This is a genomic window from Methyloceanibacter sp. (assembly GCF_050726195.1).
Classification (GTDB): Bacteria; Pseudomonadota; Alphaproteobacteria; order Rhizobiales; family Methyloligellaceae; genus Methyloceanibacter.
The window spans coordinates 45836-64407 of the sequence record NZ_JBOHJC010000018.1; the positions used below are offsets into that span (position 1 = coordinate 45836).

Annotated in this window: 20 protein-coding genes and 1 tRNA gene; 16 read left to right on the plus strand and 5 right to left on the minus strand. The window is 64.5% G+C overall.

Annotated elements, in window-relative coordinates:
* Positions 1-2 precede the first annotated feature (2 nt).
* The 3 genes from glnT to ACRECX_RS12760 all read left to right on the plus strand — a co-directional run bounded on the left by glnT (position 3) and on the right by ACRECX_RS12760 (position 3120).
* On the plus strand, positions 3-1358 hold the full coding sequence (gene glnT, locus ACRECX_RS12750) for a type III glutamate--ammonia ligase (RefSeq protein WP_431559215.1): 1356 nt from the start codon (positions 3-5) through the stop codon (positions 1356-1358).
* 232 nt (positions 1359-1590) lie between these two features.
* Positions 1591-2910: an ammonium transporter gene (locus ACRECX_RS12755; protein WP_431559216.1), complete on the plus strand. Its 1320-nt coding sequence runs from the start codon at positions 1591-1593 to the stop codon at positions 2908-2910.
* Between the two features lie 42 nt (positions 2911-2952).
* Complete coding sequence (locus ACRECX_RS12760; protein WP_431559217.1) at positions 2953-3120, plus strand: hypothetical protein; 168 nt, start codon at positions 2953-2955, stop codon at positions 3118-3120.
* A gap of 158 nt (positions 3121-3278) precedes the next feature.
* Here the strand turns inward: ACRECX_RS12760 and ACRECX_RS12765 are convergent, their stop codons facing one another.
* The gene (locus ACRECX_RS12765; protein ID WP_431559218.1) at positions 3279-3926 is read right to left on the minus strand and encodes an MEDS domain-containing protein; all 648 of its coding nucleotides are present in this window, start codon (positions 3924-3926) and stop codon (positions 3279-3281) included.
* Positions 3927-4159: 233 nt separating this feature from the next.
* Positions 4160-4236 (minus strand) — tRNA-Arg (locus ACRECX_RS12770).
* A gap of 181 nt (positions 4237-4417) precedes the next feature.
* On the opposite strand from ACRECX_RS12770, the gene ACRECX_RS12775 reads away from it, so the two are divergent.
* A complete protein-coding gene (locus ACRECX_RS12775; RefSeq protein ID WP_431559219.1) occupies positions 4418-4786 on the plus strand; it encodes a hypothetical protein in 369 nt (122 codons plus the stop codon).
* 9 nt (positions 4787-4795) lie between these two features.
* Here the strand turns inward: ACRECX_RS12775 and ACRECX_RS12780 are convergent, their stop codons facing one another.
* From ACRECX_RS12780 to ACRECX_RS12790, 3 genes are all read right to left on the minus strand, one after another.
* Positions 4796-6235 (minus strand): sensor histidine kinase, encoded by a 1440-nt coding sequence (locus ACRECX_RS12780; RefSeq protein WP_431559220.1) that lies wholly within the window; start codon positions 6233-6235, stop codon positions 4796-4798.
* 110 nt (positions 6236-6345) lie between these two features.
* The gene (locus tag ACRECX_RS12785) at positions 6346-7770 is read right to left on the minus strand and encodes a dihydrolipoyl dehydrogenase family protein (protein ID WP_431559221.1); all 1425 of its coding nucleotides are present in this window, start codon (positions 7768-7770) and stop codon (positions 6346-6348) included.
* Between the two features lie 25 nt (positions 7771-7795).
* Positions 7796-8587 (minus strand): TVP38/TMEM64 family protein, encoded by a 792-nt coding sequence (locus tag ACRECX_RS12790; protein ID WP_431559222.1) that lies wholly within the window; start codon positions 8585-8587, stop codon positions 7796-7798.
* A 278-nt stretch (positions 8588-8865) separates the two neighbouring features.
* Between ACRECX_RS12790 and ACRECX_RS12795 the strand changes: the two genes are divergently transcribed.
* The 12 genes from ACRECX_RS12795 (at position 8866) to ACRECX_RS12850 (ending at position 18531) form a co-directional block, all read left to right on the plus strand.
* Positions 8866-9579 (plus strand): hypothetical protein, encoded by a 714-nt coding sequence (locus ACRECX_RS12795; protein WP_431559223.1) that lies wholly within the window; start codon positions 8866-8868, stop codon positions 9577-9579.
* Positions 9580-9703: 124 nt separating this feature from the next.
* The gene (gene rpmH, locus ACRECX_RS12800; RefSeq protein WP_431559224.1) at positions 9704-9838 is read left to right on the plus strand and encodes a large ribosomal subunit protein bL34; all 135 of its coding nucleotides are present in this window, start codon (positions 9704-9706) and stop codon (positions 9836-9838) included.
* Positions 9839-9861: 23 nt separating this feature from the next.
* The gene (rnpA, locus tag ACRECX_RS12805; protein ID WP_431559225.1) at positions 9862-10248 is read left to right on the plus strand and encodes a ribonuclease P protein component; all 387 of its coding nucleotides are present in this window, start codon (positions 9862-9864) and stop codon (positions 10246-10248) included.
* 48 nt (positions 10249-10296) lie between these two features.
* A complete protein-coding gene (gene yidC, locus ACRECX_RS12810; RefSeq protein WP_431559226.1) occupies positions 10297-12243 on the plus strand; it encodes a membrane protein insertase YidC in 1947 nt (648 codons plus the stop codon).
* 131 nt (positions 12244-12374) lie between these two features.
* The gene (gene yihA / locus ACRECX_RS12815) at positions 12375-13034 is read left to right on the plus strand and encodes a ribosome biogenesis GTP-binding protein YihA/YsxC (RefSeq protein WP_431559227.1); all 660 of its coding nucleotides are present in this window, start codon (positions 12375-12377) and stop codon (positions 13032-13034) included.
* 307 nt (positions 13035-13341) lie between these two features.
* Complete coding sequence (gene argB, locus ACRECX_RS12820) at positions 13342-14202, plus strand: acetylglutamate kinase (RefSeq protein WP_431559246.1); 861 nt, start codon at positions 13342-13344, stop codon at positions 14200-14202.
* Positions 14199-14966, plus strand: coding sequence for a pyrimidine 5'-nucleotidase (locus ACRECX_RS12825; RefSeq protein WP_431559228.1), 768 nt, complete (start codon positions 14199-14201; stop codon positions 14964-14966). Before argB ends, ACRECX_RS12825 begins: the two co-directional genes overlap by 4 nt.
* 9 nt (positions 14967-14975) lie before the next feature.
* Entirely contained in the window at positions 14976-15818 is an 843-nt protein-coding gene (gene dapD / locus ACRECX_RS12830) for a 2,3,4,5-tetrahydropyridine-2,6-dicarboxylate N-succinyltransferase (protein WP_431559229.1), read from the plus strand.
* A gap of 113 nt (positions 15819-15931) precedes the next feature.
* A complete protein-coding gene (locus tag ACRECX_RS12835; protein ID WP_431559230.1) occupies positions 15932-16993 on the plus strand; it encodes a DUF805 domain-containing protein in 1062 nt (353 codons plus the stop codon).
* A gap of 44 nt (positions 16994-17037) precedes the next feature.
* On the plus strand, positions 17038-17523 hold the full coding sequence (locus tag ACRECX_RS12840; RefSeq protein WP_431559231.1) for a DUF805 domain-containing protein: 486 nt from the start codon (positions 17038-17040) through the stop codon (positions 17521-17523).
* Positions 17520-17981 (plus strand): DUF805 domain-containing protein, encoded by a 462-nt coding sequence (locus ACRECX_RS12845; protein WP_431559232.1) that lies wholly within the window; start codon positions 17520-17522, stop codon positions 17979-17981. Before ACRECX_RS12840 ends, ACRECX_RS12845 begins: the two co-directional genes overlap by 4 nt.
* A 103-nt stretch (positions 17982-18084) precedes the next feature.
* A complete protein-coding gene (locus ACRECX_RS12850; RefSeq protein ID WP_431559233.1) occupies positions 18085-18531 on the plus strand; it encodes a DUF805 domain-containing protein in 447 nt (148 codons plus the stop codon).
* Positions 18532-18572: the final 41 nt, after the last annotated feature.

Here is an 18572-nt window from a genome sequence, read left to right on the forward strand (position 1 = left end):
CTATGCTCAAGCCGACCAAAGACCTCAACACACTCCGCGAGCAGCTCCAAGCGGCGGGCGTCGAGTTCCTCATGGCGAGCTTCTCCGACATGCATGGCGTGTCGAAGACCAAGATGGTGCCGCTCGCTCATCTCGATCACATGATGGCCGGCTCGGAGCTCTATACCGGCGCCGCGCTCGACGGCGTGCCGCAGGACGTGAGCGACGAGGAGGTCTCGGCGCGGCCAGATCCCGCCTCCTGCATCGTGCTGCCCTGGCAGAAGAACGTCGCCTGGTTTGCCAGCAATCTGTGGTGCGAGGGCAAGCCGTTCGAGGCGTGCAGCCGCAACATCCTGGCGCGCGCAACCAAAAGGGCCGCCGACCTAGGCTATTTCATGAATCTCGGGCTCGAACCCGAGTTCTATGTGCTGAAGGACACCGAAGCGGGCCCCCAACCAGTCTCCGACCGCGATACGCTGGACAAGCCCTGCTACGACGGTTACGGCGCGCTCGACAATCTGCACTGGCTCGGCGAGCTGGTCGACGCCCTCGATGCGCTCGGCTGGGACGTCTATTCGTTCGACCATGAGGACGGCAACGGCCAGTTCGAGCTCGACTTCCGCTACGCCGACGCCATGACCATGGCCGACCGCTTCGTGTTCCTCCGGATGATGGCCAACGCCATCGCCAGGAAGCACGGCTATTTCGCCTCGTGGATGCCGAAGCCGTTCGCCAACCGCACCGGCTCCGGCGCTCATTACAACATGTCGCTCGCGAGCCTCGACACCGGGGACAATCTCTTCGTCGACCGCAACGACCCGCGCGGCTGCGGCCTGTCCAAGCTCGGTTATCAGTTCGTCGCGGGCGTTCTAAGACATTTGCCGGCGATCAGCGCCGTGGTGTCGCCCACGGTGAACAGCTACAAGCGGCTCATCAAGCAAGGCTCGATGTCGGGCTCCACCTGGGCGCCGGTGTTCATATGCTACGGCAATAACAACCGGACCAACGCCTTACGCATTCCGCTCGGCGGAGGGCGCGTCGAGCTCCGCGCCGCGGACTCTGCGAACAATCCCTATCTCGGCGCGGCCATGGTGCTGAGTGCGGGGCTGGAAGGCATTCGCGAGGGGCTCGATCCTGGCGAGCCGCACACCGAGAACATGTACACCAAGCCGGACGCCGAGCTGAAGGCGATGGGCATCAAGCTCCTGCCGCGGAACCTTGAAGAGGCGATCGACGCCTTCGAGGCGGATCCGCTTTCCCGCGAGGTGATAGGCGAGAGCATGTTCAAGGCCTATGCGAGCTTCCGCCGGAGCGAGTGGGACGCCTATCACAACGCCGTCTCCGATTGGGAGCGTGCGCGCTATCTGAAATTCTTCTGAGCGCGGCGCGCTCGAAGCGCCGCTCCATAGCAGTTCGCCGCGCAATTAGGCAGACTCCCCGTGGCTTTCGCTGCACCGCACAAGCAAACGCTTGATTCAGCGGACTCTCCGCGCATGGCACGGCTCTTGCGACGGTAAAGTTAGTTTCCTGTGGGGAAACGACAATTCCAGCTCGGAGCGTGGCGTCCGGCAGCGCCGGCCGACCATGGTCTGTCGGATGGGGAGCTGATCCATGGAAGAACAAATCGCAGAACTCACCAAGACGGGCGGCATGCTTGGCACCGTCGACGTGGAAATCTTTTACTGGTGGTGCACGGCCATCATGATTTGCATTCACGCGGGCTTTCTCGCCTACGAGATGGGCGCCTCCCGCGCGAAAAACGTCCTCGCCTCCGGCGTGAAGAACATTCTCGCCTTCGCCTTCATCGTTCCGACCTTCTTCTTCTTCGGCTGGTGGATCTATCTTGCCTTTCCGAGCGGCATCATTCCCGGCGAATCCGGCAATGCCGGCCTGCCCTGGGCGGTGGAGATGGGCCCGAACCTCGCCGACAATGCAAGCGGCGTGTTCTGGGCGGCGTTCGTGCTGTTCGCCGCGACCACGGCATCGATCTTCTCCGGCGCCGTCATCGAACGCATCCGAGTGTCGGCCTTCGTGATCTTGGCGATCCTGCTCGGCTCGGTGGCCTGGATCCTCGCCGCGTCATGGGGCTGGCACCCCGACGGGTGGCTGGTAAAGGACTGGGGCTATCACGACGTTGGCTGCGCCGGCCTGATCCACGTGGTCGCCGGCTTCTTCGCGCTCGGCGTGCTGCTCAATCTCGGACCGCGTATCGGCCGCTACAACGCCGACGGCTCGCTCAACGAATTGCTGCCGCACAACGTGCCGATGGTGCTGATCGGGCTGATGCTGATCATCGTCGGCTTCTTCGGGTTCCTCGGCGCGTGCCTGATCTTCAACCCGGGCGCCCAGTGGACCAACATCTACGGCCAGCCCGCGACCCTGTCGTCCTACGCGTTCAACACGCTGATGTGCTTCTCCGGGGGCATCATCGGCGCCTGGGCGATGACGCGTGACCCGTTCTGGATGATGTCCGGCGCGCTTGCCGGCATTTTCGTCGCCGCCGCGGGCCTCGACGTGTGGTACCCGCCGCTCGCCTTCCTGCTCGGCATTGTCGGCGGCGTCATCATCAAGCCAGGCAACGATTTCCTGGCGCGCATGGGCGTGGACGACTCGGTGGGCGCCGTCTCGGTGCACGGCTTCTCCGGCATCATCGGCGTCCTGGCGGTGGGCATCCTCGCCACCGGCTACCCCAATGTGGGCGACGCGCCGCCGACCTCGTTCATCGGCCAGTTCGTCGGCCTCATCGTCATGCTGCTGTGTGGCTTCATCCCCGGCTATCTCGCCTCGTTCGCGCTGAAGTCCTTCGGGCTCCTCAGAGTACCGGACAAGGCGCAGGAGATCGGCCTCGACGCGGCCGAGATCCCCGCCAAGGCCTATCCGGAGGCTGCGGTCGGCAGCAAGAGCATGCCAATGCCTCAGCCGGCGGAATAGACGGCCGTTTCAACCCGGCGACGACTTGGAAAGGAGACAAAGATGGGTAGTCCGATCACGACCTGGGAAGGGGCGGCCGCCTACTTCACCTTCGCCGACAAGCCGGCCATTCTTTACGCTATCCTTGCGGCTGCGGTCATCGTGACGTTCGGAACGATCGTCATGGCGACCATGCACGAGGACGAGGCCTACAAGAAGCTCGCGAAATAGCGGAAGCGTACCCCTCCGCGCTGGCGAGCCTTGTCAGTCCGTTCGCGGGCTGGCAAGGCTTCGCTGCGACTGGGCGGTGATTGACCGTGCCACGCTGAGCATCGGCTAGTCGTCGTGGATGCGGTGCTCATACGGGCACCGGCGAGTGACGCGCGGAGCTAATGGCGCCGGCGCTCGAACTCCGGCACCAGCTCCTCGGGCGGCACGTAGTGCGGGTTTTCCTGCACGAAGCCGTCGGCCAGGATGTATGGATGGGCGCGGGCGACATCCTCGAGCACGGACGCGGGGAAGCGCGAGACGTCGTAGGCGCAGACCGCGGCATCGCTATAAAGCGGCAGGATAAAGTTGGCGCGGCTCTCGTAGAGTGCCAACTCCTCGGCGCCGGGCGCTCCGGTAAGCGCCCATTCCATGTTCGCCCAGCCTCTTGTCCGCGCGAAGCCGCGCTGGAGTCCGGTGTTGATGGCTTCCTGCAAGTAAACAAGCATCTCTTCGGCGTCGAACCGTCCGTCGCGCAGATAAGTGTTTTCCCAGATCTCGATTTCGAGTTGGCCGCTCCGCTGCGCGGCCTCCACGTTGACACCCGCAAGCTTCAATCTCTTGATCCGATCGGCGCGCTCGTTTGCATCGACCAGCGACACGACGCGCTCACCGGCTTCCAGCCCTTCGCTGAGAAATGGCACGAGCGCCGCGTATTGCTCTTCGGCGCTGCTATAGAAAGCGCATACGTGGCAAGGACAGACCAACGCCGATCCCGCCAGGTGGACCGTGCTGGTGGCGGCTATTGCGCTCCTTCGCCGGCGCGCCATTCCTTCAAGCCCTTCCGGGGTGTCTCTCGCTAGCCTCGCTCATCTTAGCGCCCCGTCCGGAGCTTGCTGCATCTTTTCTGACGCGCGATAGGTCTGGGCGGCGGCGAGGAGATGCCATCTGATTTTCCGGCAGCCGGTAGCTGCTCGCCGGCGGGCCCGCCCCTTGCCGGCGCGAAGCTCCCGGAGGGCGGATGATCGCCGGGAAGCGCTTGATAGCTAAGTCGTTGATTTAATGGCGCGCCCGAAAGGATTCGAACCTCTGACCCCCAGATTCGTAGTCTGGTGCTCTATCCAACTGAGCTACGGGCGCTTAAGCCAAAACCCCGCCAAGCGTGGGGCGGGATTGGCGGAAACGAGGCACGCCGGATGTTGCGGCAACTCGGTCCCGACTACCTAATGCCTCAAGGGGCCCAAGGCAAGACTCGGGAACTCCCCTGCTTTTGCCCGGGTTTCATCTATATATAACAGCATCAACCTGGGAGAAGCACGCCATGACTCTAGACCATATTGTTCACAAGGCAGCCGCCGCATTAGGGGCTGCCGTCCTCGCCGTCGCCATGTCAACCGGCGCCGGCTTCGCCGCCAGCGATTATGTCGGCAAGTACAAGACCGAGGATACGCAAGGCAAGCCGATGGAGATCACCCTCTCCGAAGACGGCGCTGCCGCAGGGACGCGCGAGGGCGAGATCCTGGAAGGCAAGTGGAAGGAGAACAAGAAGGGCACAGCGGTGATCAAATGGGCGGGGCAGGAGGGCTGGATCACCAAGCTCAGCAAGGACGGCGATAAGTACTTCAAGGTCGCCTACCAGAAGGGCAAGAAGGACGAGGCCACCAAATCTGAGGCGGAGAAAGTCGAGTAGCCGGCCCTCTCAAGCGCGGCGCCGCCGTGCCCGCTCCAGGTCCACGACGATGTCGGGAATGGTGACGCGGAAGGTGGCGCCGCCCTCATTGCTCACGAGCGCGATCTGGCCGCCATGGGCCTGAACGAGCTCGGCGGCGATGGCAAGGCCAAGGCCTGAGCCGCCCTTGCGCGCCACGCTCTGAAACGCCTGGAACAGGCGCGCCCGCGCCTTTTCCGGCACGCCAGGGCCGTCGTCGGCGACGTCGATGATGGCGACTGCGCCCTCGCGGCGGGCAATCACCATAATCTTGCCGGCGCGGCTCTCACTCTCCAGCGCCTGCACGGCGTTACGGCACAGATTGCTCAGCACGCGGTAGAGCTGGTCGCGGTCGGCGTCGACCTCGAGCTGATCCTCGATGTCGAGGCGCCAGCCGATGGCATCGTCGCGCGGCAGGCCGAGGCTATCACCGACCTCCGTCACCAGCGGCGCAAGCTCGAAGCGCATGCGCCGCGGCGGGCTCTCTTTGGCTTGGCCGAAATCGAGCGTCTCGACGCACAGCCTGATGGCGCGATCGAGCGAGGCGATCAGCTTCGGCACGAGGCGCTGCACGGTGGGATCCTTGACGGCAGCCAAGCGGTCGGACAGGAGCTGCGCGCTCGACAGCATGTTGCGCAAATCATGACTGATCTTGCTCACGGCGAGGCCGAGCGCCGCAAGCCGCGTCTTCTGCGACAAGGTCTCCGACAGCTCCTGCTGCATGGCGGACAGCTCGCGCTCGGCGGTGCCGATCTCGTCGCGTCGTGCCGAGGGCGTGATGACCCTGGTTGGATCCTCCGGCTTCTCGGCGAAGCGCACCATGTTCCAGGTTAGCTTGGTCATGGGCTTCACCAGCAGCGCGTCGAGCGAGAGATAGACGAGGGTCGCGGTGATGATGGAGATGAGGATCGACAGCCCCAGGATGTCGAGGCCGTAGCGGATCATGGCGGCCTTCAACGGCCCCTCCTCCATGACCACGTCGATCATTTCGCCGTGGTGGAAGCCGGGCTCGCCGATGACGCGGATGACGCGGCCGTCCGGCGCGACATAGACCATGAGCGCGTCGGCGATGAGCTTCGGCCACGACGCGTCGCGCAAATCGTAGGCCGCGTCGATCTCGGCCGGCATGTCCATCTCGATGACGAGCACGCGGGCGTCGGCCCGCTTCACGGCGATGGCCTTCACCTTGGCGCTGTCGAGAAGCTCGTCGCGCAGCATGGCGGGCAGTTGGCCGCCGGGCGCGGCTTCTGCCGCGAGCGAAGCAATTTGCGCCGCAGCCAGTCGCTCCATCAACCATTGGCGGCGGAAATTGGAAACCGACGGCACGAACACGAGCACCTCGGCCACCATGACGAAGAGGATGGTGAGCAGCAGGAGCTTGGCCGACAGCCCCGGCATGTAGCGGGAGAGCTGCTCCCTCTCAGGCGTCATCTCTGGATCTTTGTCCATTGCCAAGCAATAGTTACGGCGGAGCTATGCCCGCGGATGCATCCGGGCGCATCTTACCAGAAAAGCGGGCAAATTTCCGAAGGCCGAGGCCGTCAACCCAGGCGGCGCAACAAGCCGATGATAGTGCGGAGCCAACCCTTCGCCAGGGTGGGCTGATAGTAGGCGTAGGCCACCCGCTTCGAGAGTTCCGACAGGGTCGGATAGGGCAGGACCAGCGAGATGAGGTCGCCGATCTTGATGTCCTTGGCCATGGCCATGACCCAGAGCTGAAGCAGTTCGCCCGCCTCGGCCCCCACAATGGTACAGCCGAGAATGGTGCCGTCCTTCTTGGTGATGACCTTGATGAAGCCGTCGGTCTCGCGCTCGCATTGGGCGCGGTCGTTGTCGGCGTAGGGCCAGCGGAAGATGCGGATGCGGCGATACCGCTTGTGCGCCTCGTCCTCGGTGAGGCCGATCTGAGCGAGCTCCGGCGAGGTGTAGATAACGCGCGGAATAGTGGCGGCGCTGACGTCGGGCTTCAGGCGGAACAGCGCGTTCCTGATGACGATGCCGGCGTGATAGTTGGCGAGATGGGTGAATTGCTGGCCGCCGATCGAATCGCCGATGGCGTAGACGCGGCGGTTGGTGGTCTTGAGCTGCTCGTTGACCTTGATGCCGTCGTCGGTATGGGCGATGCCGGCGCGGTCGAGACTGAGCTGCTTCAGGTTCGGCTTGCGGCCCGTGGCCACCAGGAGGTGCGTGCCCTTGATAATGACGCTCTCGCCGTCCTTGTGGAAGTGCACGGCGACGCCCTGCACCGACGGCTCGATGCGCTCGACCCGCGTGTTGGGGTAGAGAACGACCTCGGTATCCTCCAGGCGCTTGAGCAGGACCCTGGCGGCCTCTTGATCCTCCTTGGCGAGGAAATTGGCCATGTCGAAGATGGTGACGTGGGCGCCGAGCATGCGATGGGCCTGGCCGAGCTCGAGCCCGATCGGGCCGCCGCCCAAGACGATCAGGTGCTGGATGCGCTCGCTGACGTCGAAGATGGTCTCGTTGGTGAAATAGGGCACCTCGTCGAGGCCGGGGACGGGCGGGATCGTCGGCGAGGAGCCGGTGGCGATGACGAAGCGGCGGGCGCGAACCAAGACGCGGCCGGCCTCCACGGTGAATTTGTCGAGAAAGCTCGCCTGCGCCTGGATCACGCGGACGCCGAGCCCGGTGAAGCGCTCGATGGAATCGTTGGGGGCGATGGCGGCGATGGCGCGGTGGACGTGATCGTGGACGCCGCGATGATCGATCTGCGCCTCGAGCACCTCGATGCCGAAAGTGGAGGCGGTACGGACGGCGTCGGCGCGCTTGCCCGCGGCGAGTAGCGCCTTGGACGGGACGCAGCCATAGTTGAGGCAATCGCCGCCCATCAGGCCCTTCTCGATGAGCACCACGGGCACGCCGAACTGCGCCGCCGCCGCGGCAACCGAAAGGCCGCCTGAGCCCCCACCGATGACGCAGAGGTCGGGCTTCAGCACCTCTTCCATGATCGCCTAGTCCCCCATAACCGCCTCAGGCCGGCCGCCGCCTGAACCATTTTACCGCGACCGGAATGAGCGCGACGAGCCCAAGCGCCACCAGCCCGGCAATAAGCTCCGGCGTCAGCAACAGGCTGGGATCGAGCCCATATGGGCACGACTCTTGGCCCCCCTCTCCCGCCTTGGCAAGGCAGGATTGGTGGGCAGCTTGCTGCGCTTCGATCACGCTGTCGAGCCCGCTTCCCGCCAAGGAGAAGGCAAAGGTTCCCGGAATGATGCCAAGGACGGTGGCCAGGACATAGGTCGCGAACGGCACGCCGAGCAGACCCGGCGCAAGGTTGACGAGCCAGAATGGAAAAATCGGCACGAGACGCAGGAACAGGAGATAGCTGAAGGCATTCTCGCGAAAGCCCTCGGCGAAGCGCTTCAAGGCGGGACCGGCGCGCGCGACTAGCACGTCCCGCAAGGCGCTCCTGGCGATGAGGAACACCACCGTGGCGCCGATCGTGGCTCCGATGAGCGAAGCCGCGCCGCCAATGAGCCAGCCGAACAGAAAGCCACCGGCAATGGTGAGGACGGCGCCCCCCGGCAATGACAGCGCCACGATGGCGGCGTAGAGCGCGATGAAGACCGAAAGCGCGAGCAGCAGGTTGCCTTCGATTTGGGCACGCAGGGCGAAGCGGTGTGTCGCCAGCTGCTCCAGAGTGAGGTAGCGGTGCCAGCCCATGGCGACGACGAAGCCGGCAACGGCGAAGAGCAGAAGGAGGGGCCAGAGCCGCTTGAGCCAGATTGCGGCGCCGCGCGCTATGTCCGACACGGTATCCATGCTCAAGGGTCCTCCCTGACTGCCTGGTGCCAACACATAGGCAGCCGCCCTCGCCGCCGGGAACGGTTTTTCGCGCCAATGTGATGCGCCGTCACTCAACGTGATGCAAAAGGTGCCTGTTGGCGCAGCTGGGCGGTCTGGCATGCGTTGCGGACTGGCTTAGCCTGGGCGACGTCATCGCCCAGCGTCGGGAGGGAGCTTATACTGATTAACCGACTTTTGCCCGCCGGGACAACAGCCGGGCGGGAGGGGAGTGCAAGATGAGGCGAAGGGACGCAATGACTGGCTGGGCTCTGGTCGCTTACGCAGGCGCGGTCCTCCTCGCCGGACCAGCGAGTGCGGCATGCCCAACGCCGCTTGCCGACGCCACGCGCCTCATCCTCGTCACCACCGCGACGATGAACGGCGCTGACGCCACCTTGCAGACTTTCGAGCGCACTTCGCTGGCCGACTCCTGGCGGCAGCGAAGCGGACCGCAGGCGGCTGTGGTCGGCAAGACGGGGCTCGGCTGGGGGCTCACTTATCGCGGCGAAGCAAAGGCCGGCGAACCAATCAAGATAGAAGGCGATGGCCGGTCGCCAGCCGGCATCTTCGCGCTAGGCCCGGCCTTTGGCTTCGCACCGTCGGATTTGCCAGGCTATCTCGAGATCGAGAGGGGCGTGCAGATCTGCGTCGACGATCCCACCTCGCCCCATTACAGCCAGATCGTCACGCAGGAGGAGGCGGGAAAGGGCGTGAGCGGCGAGAGTATGGGCGCCATCCCGCTCTATAAGCGCGGGATCGTGGTCGACTACCCGACGAGCGGAGGGGCCAAGTCCGGCTCCTGCATCTTCGTTCATATTTGGCGGGGCCGGGGACAAGGCACGGTCGGCTGCGTCGCGGCGCCCGAGGCGACCGTGGCGGATCTGCAAGCCTGGGCGGGCAGTGGCGGGGCCGTCATCGCCATACTCCCGGACGGGGCAATCGACCGCTTTTCCGGCTGCCTCCCCTGACCCGCAAGACCGCGGCGCTGATTGACTTGCGTGGGTGTGGCACCTATAAGCCGCCCGAGCTTGGCCTTATGGCGCCCGCCCCCAACCATTCGCGGGGCGTGAACGGAAGGCGGGAGATTAGTCCTTGAAACGCACCTACCAACCATCGCGGCTCGTCCGCAAGCGGCGTCACGGTTTTCGCGCCCGGATGGCGACGAAAGCAGGCCGCAAGGTGCTCGCTCGGCGCAGAGCCAAGGGGCGCAAGCGCCTTTCGGCCTAATGCGGCAAGCCGCCTCTTAACCGGTGACGGCCATCGGACGTCTCAAGACCCGTGCCGAATTCCTCTTCGTGAAGGGCGGGACGCGCTTCACGACACCCTCGCTCGTGCTCCAGGCGCGCCCCCGCGCCGCCTCGTCGCGCGAGACGCCGGAGCTTGCCCGCTTCGGCTTCACCGCGACCAAAAGCCTCGGGGGCGCCGTTCTCCGCAACCGGGCGCGCAGGCGCCTCAAGGAGGCCGTGCGGCTGACCGGCCCGGCCCATGCGGTCCCGGGCTATGATTATGTCTTGATCGCGCGGGGAGGCACGGTACAACGGCCCTTCACCGAGCTGATCAAGGACCTTGAACGCGCGCTTTCTAGGGTGCACGAGCCCTCTGCGGCAAAGACGCGCCGAAAGCCGAATACCGATTAGCTTCTTCCCCACGCGTTGCGGACAAACGGCCGTTGAGCTGAAAGCGACATGGACGAGAACAATCGCAATTTCATCCTCGCCATCGTGCTGTCGATGGTCGTGCTGTTCGCCTGGCAGTTCTTCTTCGTGCCGACGCCACCGCCCGAGGAGCAACAGGCGCAGCAGCAGACCGAGCAAGGCCCGCCGCAGCCTGAAAGCGAAGCGCCACAGCCAGGGGTCACGCCTGCGCCAGGGGACCTGCCGCAGCCGCCCGGCGCCGCCACGAGCCTCACCCGCGAGCAGGCGCTCGGCGCCTCGCCGCGCGTGCCCATCGATACGCCGAGCGTCAAAGGCTCGATCGCGCTCAAAGGCGCACGCATCGACGATCTGACGCTCAAGGACTACCGCGTAACCGTCGAGCCCAACAGTCCGCTGGTCGTGCTGTTGTCGCCGGCCGGCGACCCGCACGCCTACTACGCGGAGCGCGGCTATGTCGGCGCGAGCGGAGGCGACCTCGCCCCTCCCGCCGGTGACACGCTGTGGACGGCGCAAAGCCAGGGGCCGCTCACCCTGCAGTCGCCCATCACCCTCACCTATGACAACGGCAAGGGGCTCAGCTTCACCCGCACCATCTCGATCGACGACAAATACATGTTCACGATCGACGACAAGGTGACCAACGCCGGCTCGGAGGCCGTCACGCTCTACCCTTACGCGCTCGTGTCGCGGCACGAACTGCCCAACGTGCAAGGCTTCTACATTCTGCACGAGGGCCTGATCGGCGTTGTCGACAACGGGCTCGAAGAGATCAGTTATTCGAGCGCGGTCGAGGACCCCCCAGCCACGTTCAAGAGCGACCATGGCTGGCTTGGCATCACCGATAAATATTGGGCGACGGTGGTGATCCCCGAGCAGGGCAAGAGCTTCGAGGCGAAGTTCGCAGGTTCGGTCAAGGGCGACCGCACCCGCTTCCAGACCGACTACCTGATGGGCCCGCTGACCATCGAGGCGGGCGGCAGCGCGCAGGTGAAAGGCCAGGTGTTCGCCGGCGCCAAGGAGGTCAACGTCGTCGACGGCTATGCCGAGAAGTATGCGATCCCCAAGTTCGATCTCCTGATCGACTGGGGCTGGTTCTACTTTCTCACCAAGCCGCTGTTCTACGCGCTCGACTATTTCTACAAGCTGGTCGGCAATTTCGGCGTGTCGATCCTCATCGTCACGGTGCTGATCAAGCTCGTGCTGTTCCCGCTCGCCAACAAGTCCTACGTGTCGATGAGCCGGATGAAGAAGCTCGCGCCCGAGATGCAGAGGATCAAGGAGCGCTTTCCGGACGACCGCATGCGCCAGCAGCAGGCGATGATGGAGATGTACAAGAAGGAGAAGGTCAACCCGGCGTCGGGCTGCTTGCCGATCCTCGTGCAGATCCCGGTATTCTTCGCGCTCTATAAGGTGCTGTTCGTCACCATCGAGATGCGGCATGCGCCATTCTTCGGCTGGATCAAGGACCTGTCGGCGCCGGACCCGACCAGCATCTTCAACCTGTTCGGCCTGATCCCGTGGGAGCCGCCGCTGTTCCTCATGATCGGCGCGTGGCCGATCATCATGGGTATCACCATGTGGGTGCAGATGAAGCTGAACCCGGCGCCGCCGGACCCCATCCAGCAGAAGATCTTCACCTGGATGCCGGTGTTCTTCACCTACCTGCTCGCCTCGTTCCCGGCCGGGCTCGTGATCTACTGGGCGTGGAACAATTTCCTGTCGGTGTTGCAGCAGTCCTTCATCATGTGGCGGCAGGGCGTGGACATCCCGCTTCTGGAGAATCTCGGCATCAGGCCGCCGAAGCCTGCCAAGCCGGAACCGGTGGAGCCGGAGGCGGAAGCGCCGGCGAATGACAACGCCGACGCGAAGCCTGCTACTGCCAGCTCGAAGCGCAAGTCCCGCGCGGAGAAGCGGGCGCAAGCCGCGAAGGCGGCGGATCAGGCGCGCGAGACGCCGCAGAGCGAGCCCGGCGAGTAGCGGCGAGTCGAGGGCCGCGCTTCTTTCGTCATGGCCGGGCTTGTCCCGGCCATCCACGTCTTTAATGTCGCCCACCGAGATTCGTGGATGCCCGGCACTTCGGCCGGGCATGACGATGAGAGTGGGCCCGTATGAGCGCTACCGATACATCTGAGCTTTCGGCTGAGGACATCGCCAAGGGTGAGGCGCTGTTCAAAGGCCCTTGCGTGTTCCTGAGAGGCGTCGCGTCCATCGATGGGCTGCCGGCGGAGGGCAGACCCGAGATCGCCTTCGCTGGACGTTCCAATGTCGGCAAGTCGAGTCTGATCAACGCGCTCACGGGCCGCAAGACCTTGGCCCGCGTGTCGGTGACGCCGGGGCGGACCCGCGAACTCAACTTTTTCACGCTCGGCCACAAGGGCGAACTCGTCCTCGTGGACATGCCGGGCTATGGCTACGCCAAAGCGCCAAAGTCGGCGGTGAAGGGCTGGACCCGGCTGATCGGCGACTATCTGAGGGGAAGGCGCGCCCTGAAGCGGGTGTTCCTCCTCATCGACGCGCGCCACGGCATCAAGCCTAACGACCGCGAAACCATGACCCTCCTGGACGAGGCGGCGGTGTCCTACCAGGCGGTGCTGACCAAGGCGGACAAGCCGAAGGCCTCCGAGCTTGAGGAGGTTTCCTCCGAGGTAACGGCGGAGCTTGCCAAGCGCCCAGCGGCTTATCCCCAGGTGCTGGTTACGTCGGCGCGCACCGGGATGGGTATCCCCGAACTTCGTGCGGCGATTGCCGCGCTTGCGGATACGCCCTGAGTCTCCTTTACTCGTCATCGCCGGGCTCGTCCCGCCAATAGGGACTCTTCATCGACTCCGAGCAGGCCGATCGGCCCTATTGGATGCCCGGGACAAGCCCGGGCATGACGCATTGTGGGTGAGCATTCCCTTGCAATCAGCGTTGTGCGCCAAGGCTTCCCGCAGCTATAAGCGCGATGTGAGCAAGACCAAGACATCCCCCGCCAAACCCAAGGATCCCGCGCCGGCCAAGGACCCAGGCCCTCTCGCCGCCGTGCTCGCCTCCGTGCATGCCAAGGCCAAGGTGCTGTCCGAGGCGCTGCCCTACATGCAGCGCTACGACCGCAAGACGGTGGTGGTGAAATATGGCGGCCACGCCATGGGCGACCCCGAACTTGCCCGCGACTTCGCCCGCGACATCGTGCTGATCAAGCAGGCCGGCGTGAATCCCGTGGTGGTGCATGGCGGCGGGCCACAAATCGGCGCGCTGTTGGAGCGGCTCAACATCAGATCCGAGTTCAAGGGCGGCCTCAGGGTCACCGACCGGGAGACAGTCGATGTGGTCGAGATGGTGCTCGCTGGCTCGGTCAACAAAGAGATCGTTTCGGCCATAAACGATCAGGGGGGCAAGGCGGTCGGCATCTCCGGCAAGGACGCCAATCTGATGCGGGCCAAGCGGCTCGAGCGGCGCTGGCGCGATCCGGACTCCAATATCGAGCAAGTCGTCGATCTGGGTTTCGTCGGCGAGCCAGCGCTGGTCGAGCCCCACATCATCGACGTCATCATCAATTCGGACCTCATACCGGTGGTGGCGCCAATCGGCGTCGGGCCGGAGGGCGAGACGCTCAACATCAACGCCGACACGTTCGCCGCGGCGCTCGCCGTCGCGCTCAAGGCGAAGCGGCTGCTGATGCTCACCGACGTCGACGGCGTACTCGACAAGTCGGGTGATTTGATCCGGTCGATGACTACGGCGGAGGCGCAACGCCTGATCGAGGACGGCACCATCTCAGGCGGCATGATCCCCAAGATCGAAAGCTGCATGGACGTGATCGCCGAAGGGGTCGAGGCGGTGGTGATCATCAATGGCAAGGTGCCGCACGCCGTCCTGCTCGAACTCTTCACCGAGCACGGCGCCGGCACCTTGATCGAGCGCCGCCGCAAGGGCGGCGCGAGGGGCGCACGATGAGCAAGGCTCCCAACCTCAGCGCCGGCTTCGGCCACGTCGAGACCTGGGTGTTCGATCTCGACAATACGCTCTACCCGGCCGATTGCGATCTGTTCGCCCAGATCGACCGGCGCATGGGTGAGTTCATCGCGCAGAGCTTCGGACTATCGTTCGATGCGGCGCATGCGCTCCGCCAACGCTATTATGCCGAGCATGGCACGACGCTCGCCGGGCTGGTGCGGCTCCACGACATCAGCCCCGACGCGTTCCTCGACTACGTACACGATATCGACCTCGACCCGGTGACCTCGGCGCCGGAGCTTGCCGCCGCAATCGACGCGCTGCCAGGCCGCAAATTTGTGTTCACCAACGGTTCGCGCAAGCACGCGGAGGCCGTGGTGAGCCGGCTCGGGCTCATCAACCACTTCGCCGACATTTTCGATATCCATGCGCTTGACTACATTCACCCGAAGCCGACGCGCGAGGCCTATGACCGCTTCGTTAGAGCGCACGGCATTGCCGCGCCGCGCGCTGCCATGTTCGACGATCTGCCGCACAATCTGGAAACCGCGCACACGCTTGGCATGACCACGGTCCTGGTGGACTGCCGGTCGACCGACCGGCCCGAGCATCAGACGAGCGCAGGCTGGACCGAGCTGCCCGCGCATATTCACCACCGCACCGAGGCGCTCGCGCCGTTTCTCGCCGCCATCGGCGCCGCCCTTGTCGGGGACACGGACCGCACCGAGACGACCGCCTTCCAAGCGCAGTTCTGCCTGACCTGACGGGGCCCAATGACCTACGAACACCTCAAGACCTTCATCGACGGCGCGTTCGACCACGCCGCGGAGATTACGCCGGACACCAAGGGCGTGGTGCGCGACGCAGTGGACGAGGTGCTGAGCCTGCTCGACAAGGGCGAGCTCAGGGTCGCCGAGAAGGTGGGCGGCGAGTGGGTCGTGCATCAATGGCTGAAGAAGGCGATCCTGCTCTCCTTCCGCCTGAACGACCCGAAGCGGATCGGGGGCGGTCCCGACGGCTCGTCGTGGTGGGACAAGGTTCCGGTCAAGTTCGACAAGTGGAAGGCCAAGGACTTCAAGGAGGCGGGCTTCCGCGCCGTGCCTGGCTGCGTGGTGCGCCGCTCCGCCTATATCGCGCCCGGCGTGGTGCTGATGCCGTGCTTCGTCAACCTCGGGGCGCGGGTCGAAAGCGGCACGATGATCGACACCTGGGCGACCGTCGGCTCCTGCGCCCAGATCGGCAAGAACGTGCATCTCTCCGGCGGCGCCGGCATTGGCGGCGTGCTCGAGCCGCTGCAGGCGAACCCGGTGATCATCGAGGACAATTGCTTCATCGGCGCCCGCGCCGAAGTGGCCGAAGGCGTGATCGTCGGCGAGGGCTCGGTGCTGTCCATGGGCGTCTATATCGGCCAGTCGACCAAGATCATCGACCGGGCCACGGGCTTCGTGCATCAGGGGCGCGTGCCGCCTTTCTCCGTCGTGGTGTCAGGGACGATGCCGGGCAAGAAGCTGCCGGATGGCTCGGCCGGGCCCTCGCTCTACTGTGCGGTGATCGTCAAGACGGTGGACGAGCGCACGCGCGCCAAGACCTCCATCAACGAGCTACTTCGGGACTAAGGCAGCGCCCCCTATGCGCCTAGGAGCCATGCGATCGCCTGACGTTTCGCGTTGTTCCCCTGCAACCAGGGTTCGGCTAGAGTTGCCGCGGCACAGTACGGCTTCTCTTCGTCATGACGACCATCATCCTGTCCTATCGGCGCGAAGACACATCGTGGATTGCCGGCCGTATCCACGACCGGCTGAAAAGCCATTATGGCAACGACAGTGTCTTTATGGACATCGACTCGATCCCGTTCGGACTCGATTTCCGCGAGCACATTCAAGAGTCGCTGGAGAATTGCGACATTCTGCTCGCCATTATTGGTCCTGATTGGACGGCTCCCAAAGACGACGGCCAAGCGAGAATCTTCGACGATACCGATTGGGTGCGGATCGAGATCGAAGCAGCCCTGGCCAAGAAAATTCCTGTCATCCCCGTGCTAATCGACGGCACCCGCGTGCCACCGGCGCGCGACCTGCCTGAAGGCGTGCGCGATATCGTGTTCCGGCAGGCGGCCGACATCGACGCGGGTCGCGACTTCCACCCGCATATGGACCGGCTGATCGGCGTGATGGATCAACTCCTGGCGCGGGCGCGCCAACCTGAAGTCAAGTCCGCCGAGGCTCCCCTCCGGCCCACGCGCGCGAAAGTAAAGTCAGAGGCTAGCTCGCCCGCAAAGAAAGCTACCGGCGCAACGACTAGTCAGGTCGCAGCTCCGGCACCCATCGCGCGCGCGCAATCGGCCAGTCTCAGAGACACCTTTTTCTCGCTTGGCGGACGCTTGGAGCGGAAGAAGTTCTGGGCCGTTCTAATCGCAAGCTACGTGGCTATGTTCGGCCTGACGGTCCTTCTTGGCGTTCTCGCGGAACTCGCCGGCGGCGCCAGCAGCGACATATCTCCTTTGGCGGGGCTTTCTCCGTTGGCGTGGACTTGGGTGCTTACCGCGATCGGCGTCAAGCCGCTGCACGATTTCGATTGGAGCGGCTATTGGCTGGCGCTTCCGATCGTGATCGGCCTATTTGTTCCGAGCATGCTCGGTATCGTGACAAATCTTGGAACCTTGATCCTCTTCGGGGGTACGTCCGTGGCCGCCTGCGTGCTGTTTGCGTTGGGCCTGCCAAACGGCACGGCCGGTCCGAACCGCTACGGACCCGATCCGCTCGGCGGAAGTCCGAAGGGTGCGCAGCCCTAGTGCCTGAGGATCCAACCCCAACAATTGTGGAAAGGCCCCGCGCCATGCGGTGGGTTCACGTTCTGACGGGATTTAGCGGGCGCATCGGGCGCGGTACGTTTTGGATCGGCATGCTCATCCTGATGCTCATCTTGATCGCCGGGATGTTCGGCTTCGCCGGGCTGATGCGGCCGACCGGCGCCACGCAGGTTGAGCTTTTCGTTGTATACGCATTGCTACTCGTCGCGTTTTGGGTCTCGGTGGCGCTGATCGTCAAGCGTCTGCATGACCGCGGAAAGTCGGCGCTGTGGTATCCGCTGTTCGGGCTCGGACCCCTCATCGCCTATTGGCTCGGCGAGGAATTCTCCAGCAACATCTCGAACGTGCTCAGTCCCGCGCAGCAGGGCTTTTGGTTGTTGTCGCTCGGCTTGTGGCTCTGGGCGATTGTCGAGCTCGGCTTGATGCCGGGTACAATGGGGCCGAACCGGTTCGGCCCGGACGTGCGCGGTAAGCCGGACGCCGGCCTCAAAGCCCCCGAGAGCGCGGCATGAACCTCGTCGACCTGTTCTTCTCGCTCGACGCGCGCATCGGCCGGGCGAAGTTCTGGCTTGGAACCGTGATCCTGGCCGTCGTCAGCTTCGCCGCCACCTACGCGATCATCGCGCTGGTTGGGTTATCCCAAGCGGCCGTCGCCTTCGCTGCGGCGGTGGCGCTCGCGCTCGCCTATCCCTCCTACGCCGTGTGCGCGAAGCGCTTCCAGGACCGCGACAAGCCGGGCGTGCTCGCCCTTGTCGGCTTCGTGCCGGTCTATGCCGTCAACCTGCTCTACACGTTCGGCGTCTTCGATCCGGTCGCGTCGAGCGCAGTGGCCCAGGGCCTCGACCTCATCACCGCCGGGATCTTCCTGTGGTTCCTGGTCGAGCTCGGCCTACTTAAGGGAACGCTAGGGCCCAACCGCTACGGCCCGGATCCTTTGGGCGGCCTTCAGGCGGACGCAAAATTGGGCTGAGGGCGGAGCATCACGCCGTTGCGATCACACATCCCTCTTCGCAAGGCGGCCGTTCGGCCTTACAACTTGAGCAAGCAACAAGGCCCAGGCTGGGGGGAAGCGAATGGACCTGCAAGATCTTTTTGCGTCGTTCGATGGCCGCATCAACAGGGCCAAATGGTGGGCGGGCATCGTCATCCTCACCATTGCCAGTATGCTGTTGGGCTTCCTCATCGGCGTGATTTTCGGGGTCGGGACCTTCGGCACGATCCTCGTGATGCTGGTGACGCTCGTCCTGTTCTATCCAACCTATGCAGTGTGCGCGAAGCGCTTCCAGGATCGCGACAAGCCGGGGAGGACCGCGCTGTACGGCCTGGTGCCGATGCTGATTGCCAGCTTCTTCCAGGCGTTCGGCTGGACCGGGACGCCGCAGGAGCCGAACGCCATCGGCTGGCTGTGCACGTTGATCAATGTGGGCGTCCTGCTGTGGTTCGTGATCGAGCTCGGCATGCTCAAAGGGACGCCGGGGCCGAACCATTATGGCGGCGACCCGCTGGCGGCGATCAATTAGGCGGGCTCCGCTGGGCAAATCATCAAGGCTAATGGCTCGTG

Excerpts from the sequence above, each read along its gene's own strand:
- glnT (WP_431559215.1), top strand. The coding sequence starts at position 3 with ATGCTCAAGCCGACCAAAGACCTCAACACACTCCGCGAGCAGCTCCAA.
- ACRECX_RS12755 (WP_431559216.1), top strand. The coding sequence starts at position 1,591 with ATGGAAGAACAAATCGCAGAACTCACCAAGACGGGCGGCATGCTTGGC.
- ACRECX_RS12760 (WP_431559217.1), top strand. The coding sequence starts at position 2,953 with ATGGGTAGTCCGATCACGACCTGGGAAGGGGCGGCCGCCTACTTCACC.
- ACRECX_RS12765 (WP_431559218.1), bottom strand. The coding sequence starts at position 3,926 with ATGGCGCGCCGGCGAAGGAGCGCAATAGCCGCCACCAGCACGGTCCAC.
- ACRECX_RS12775 (WP_431559219.1), top strand. The coding sequence starts at position 4,418 with ATGACTCTAGACCATATTGTTCACAAGGCAGCCGCCGCATTAGGGGCT.
- ACRECX_RS12780 (WP_431559220.1), bottom strand. The coding sequence starts at position 6,235 with ATGACGCCTGAGAGGGAGCAGCTCTCCCGCTACATGCCGGGGCTGTCG.
- ACRECX_RS12785 (WP_431559221.1), bottom strand. The coding sequence starts at position 7,770 with ATGGAAGAGGTGCTGAAGCCCGACCTCTGCGTCATCGGTGGGGGCTCA.
- ACRECX_RS12790 (WP_431559222.1), bottom strand. The coding sequence starts at position 8,587 with ATGGATACCGTGTCGGACATAGCGCGCGGCGCCGCAATCTGGCTCAAG.
- ACRECX_RS12795 (WP_431559223.1), top strand. The coding sequence starts at position 8,866 with ATGACTGGCTGGGCTCTGGTCGCTTACGCAGGCGCGGTCCTCCTCGCC.
- yidC (WP_431559226.1), top strand. The coding sequence starts at position 10,297 with ATGGACGAGAACAATCGCAATTTCATCCTCGCCATCGTGCTGTCGATG.
- yihA (WP_431559227.1), top strand. The coding sequence starts at position 12,375 with ATGAGCGCTACCGATACATCTGAGCTTTCGGCTGAGGACATCGCCAAG.
- argB (WP_431559246.1), top strand. The coding sequence starts at position 13,342 with ATGCAGCGCTACGACCGCAAGACGGTGGTGGTGAAATATGGCGGCCAC.
- ACRECX_RS12825 (WP_431559228.1), top strand. The coding sequence starts at position 14,199 with ATGAGCAAGGCTCCCAACCTCAGCGCCGGCTTCGGCCACGTCGAGACC.
- dapD (WP_431559229.1), top strand. The coding sequence starts at position 14,976 with ATGACCTACGAACACCTCAAGACCTTCATCGACGGCGCGTTCGACCAC.
- ACRECX_RS12835 (WP_431559230.1), top strand. The coding sequence starts at position 15,932 with ATGACGACCATCATCCTGTCCTATCGGCGCGAAGACACATCGTGGATT.
- ACRECX_RS12840 (WP_431559231.1), top strand. The coding sequence starts at position 17,038 with ATGCGGTGGGTTCACGTTCTGACGGGATTTAGCGGGCGCATCGGGCGC.
- ACRECX_RS12845 (WP_431559232.1), top strand. The coding sequence starts at position 17,520 with ATGAACCTCGTCGACCTGTTCTTCTCGCTCGACGCGCGCATCGGCCGG.
- ACRECX_RS12850 (WP_431559233.1), top strand. The coding sequence starts at position 18,085 with ATGGACCTGCAAGATCTTTTTGCGTCGTTCGATGGCCGCATCAACAGG.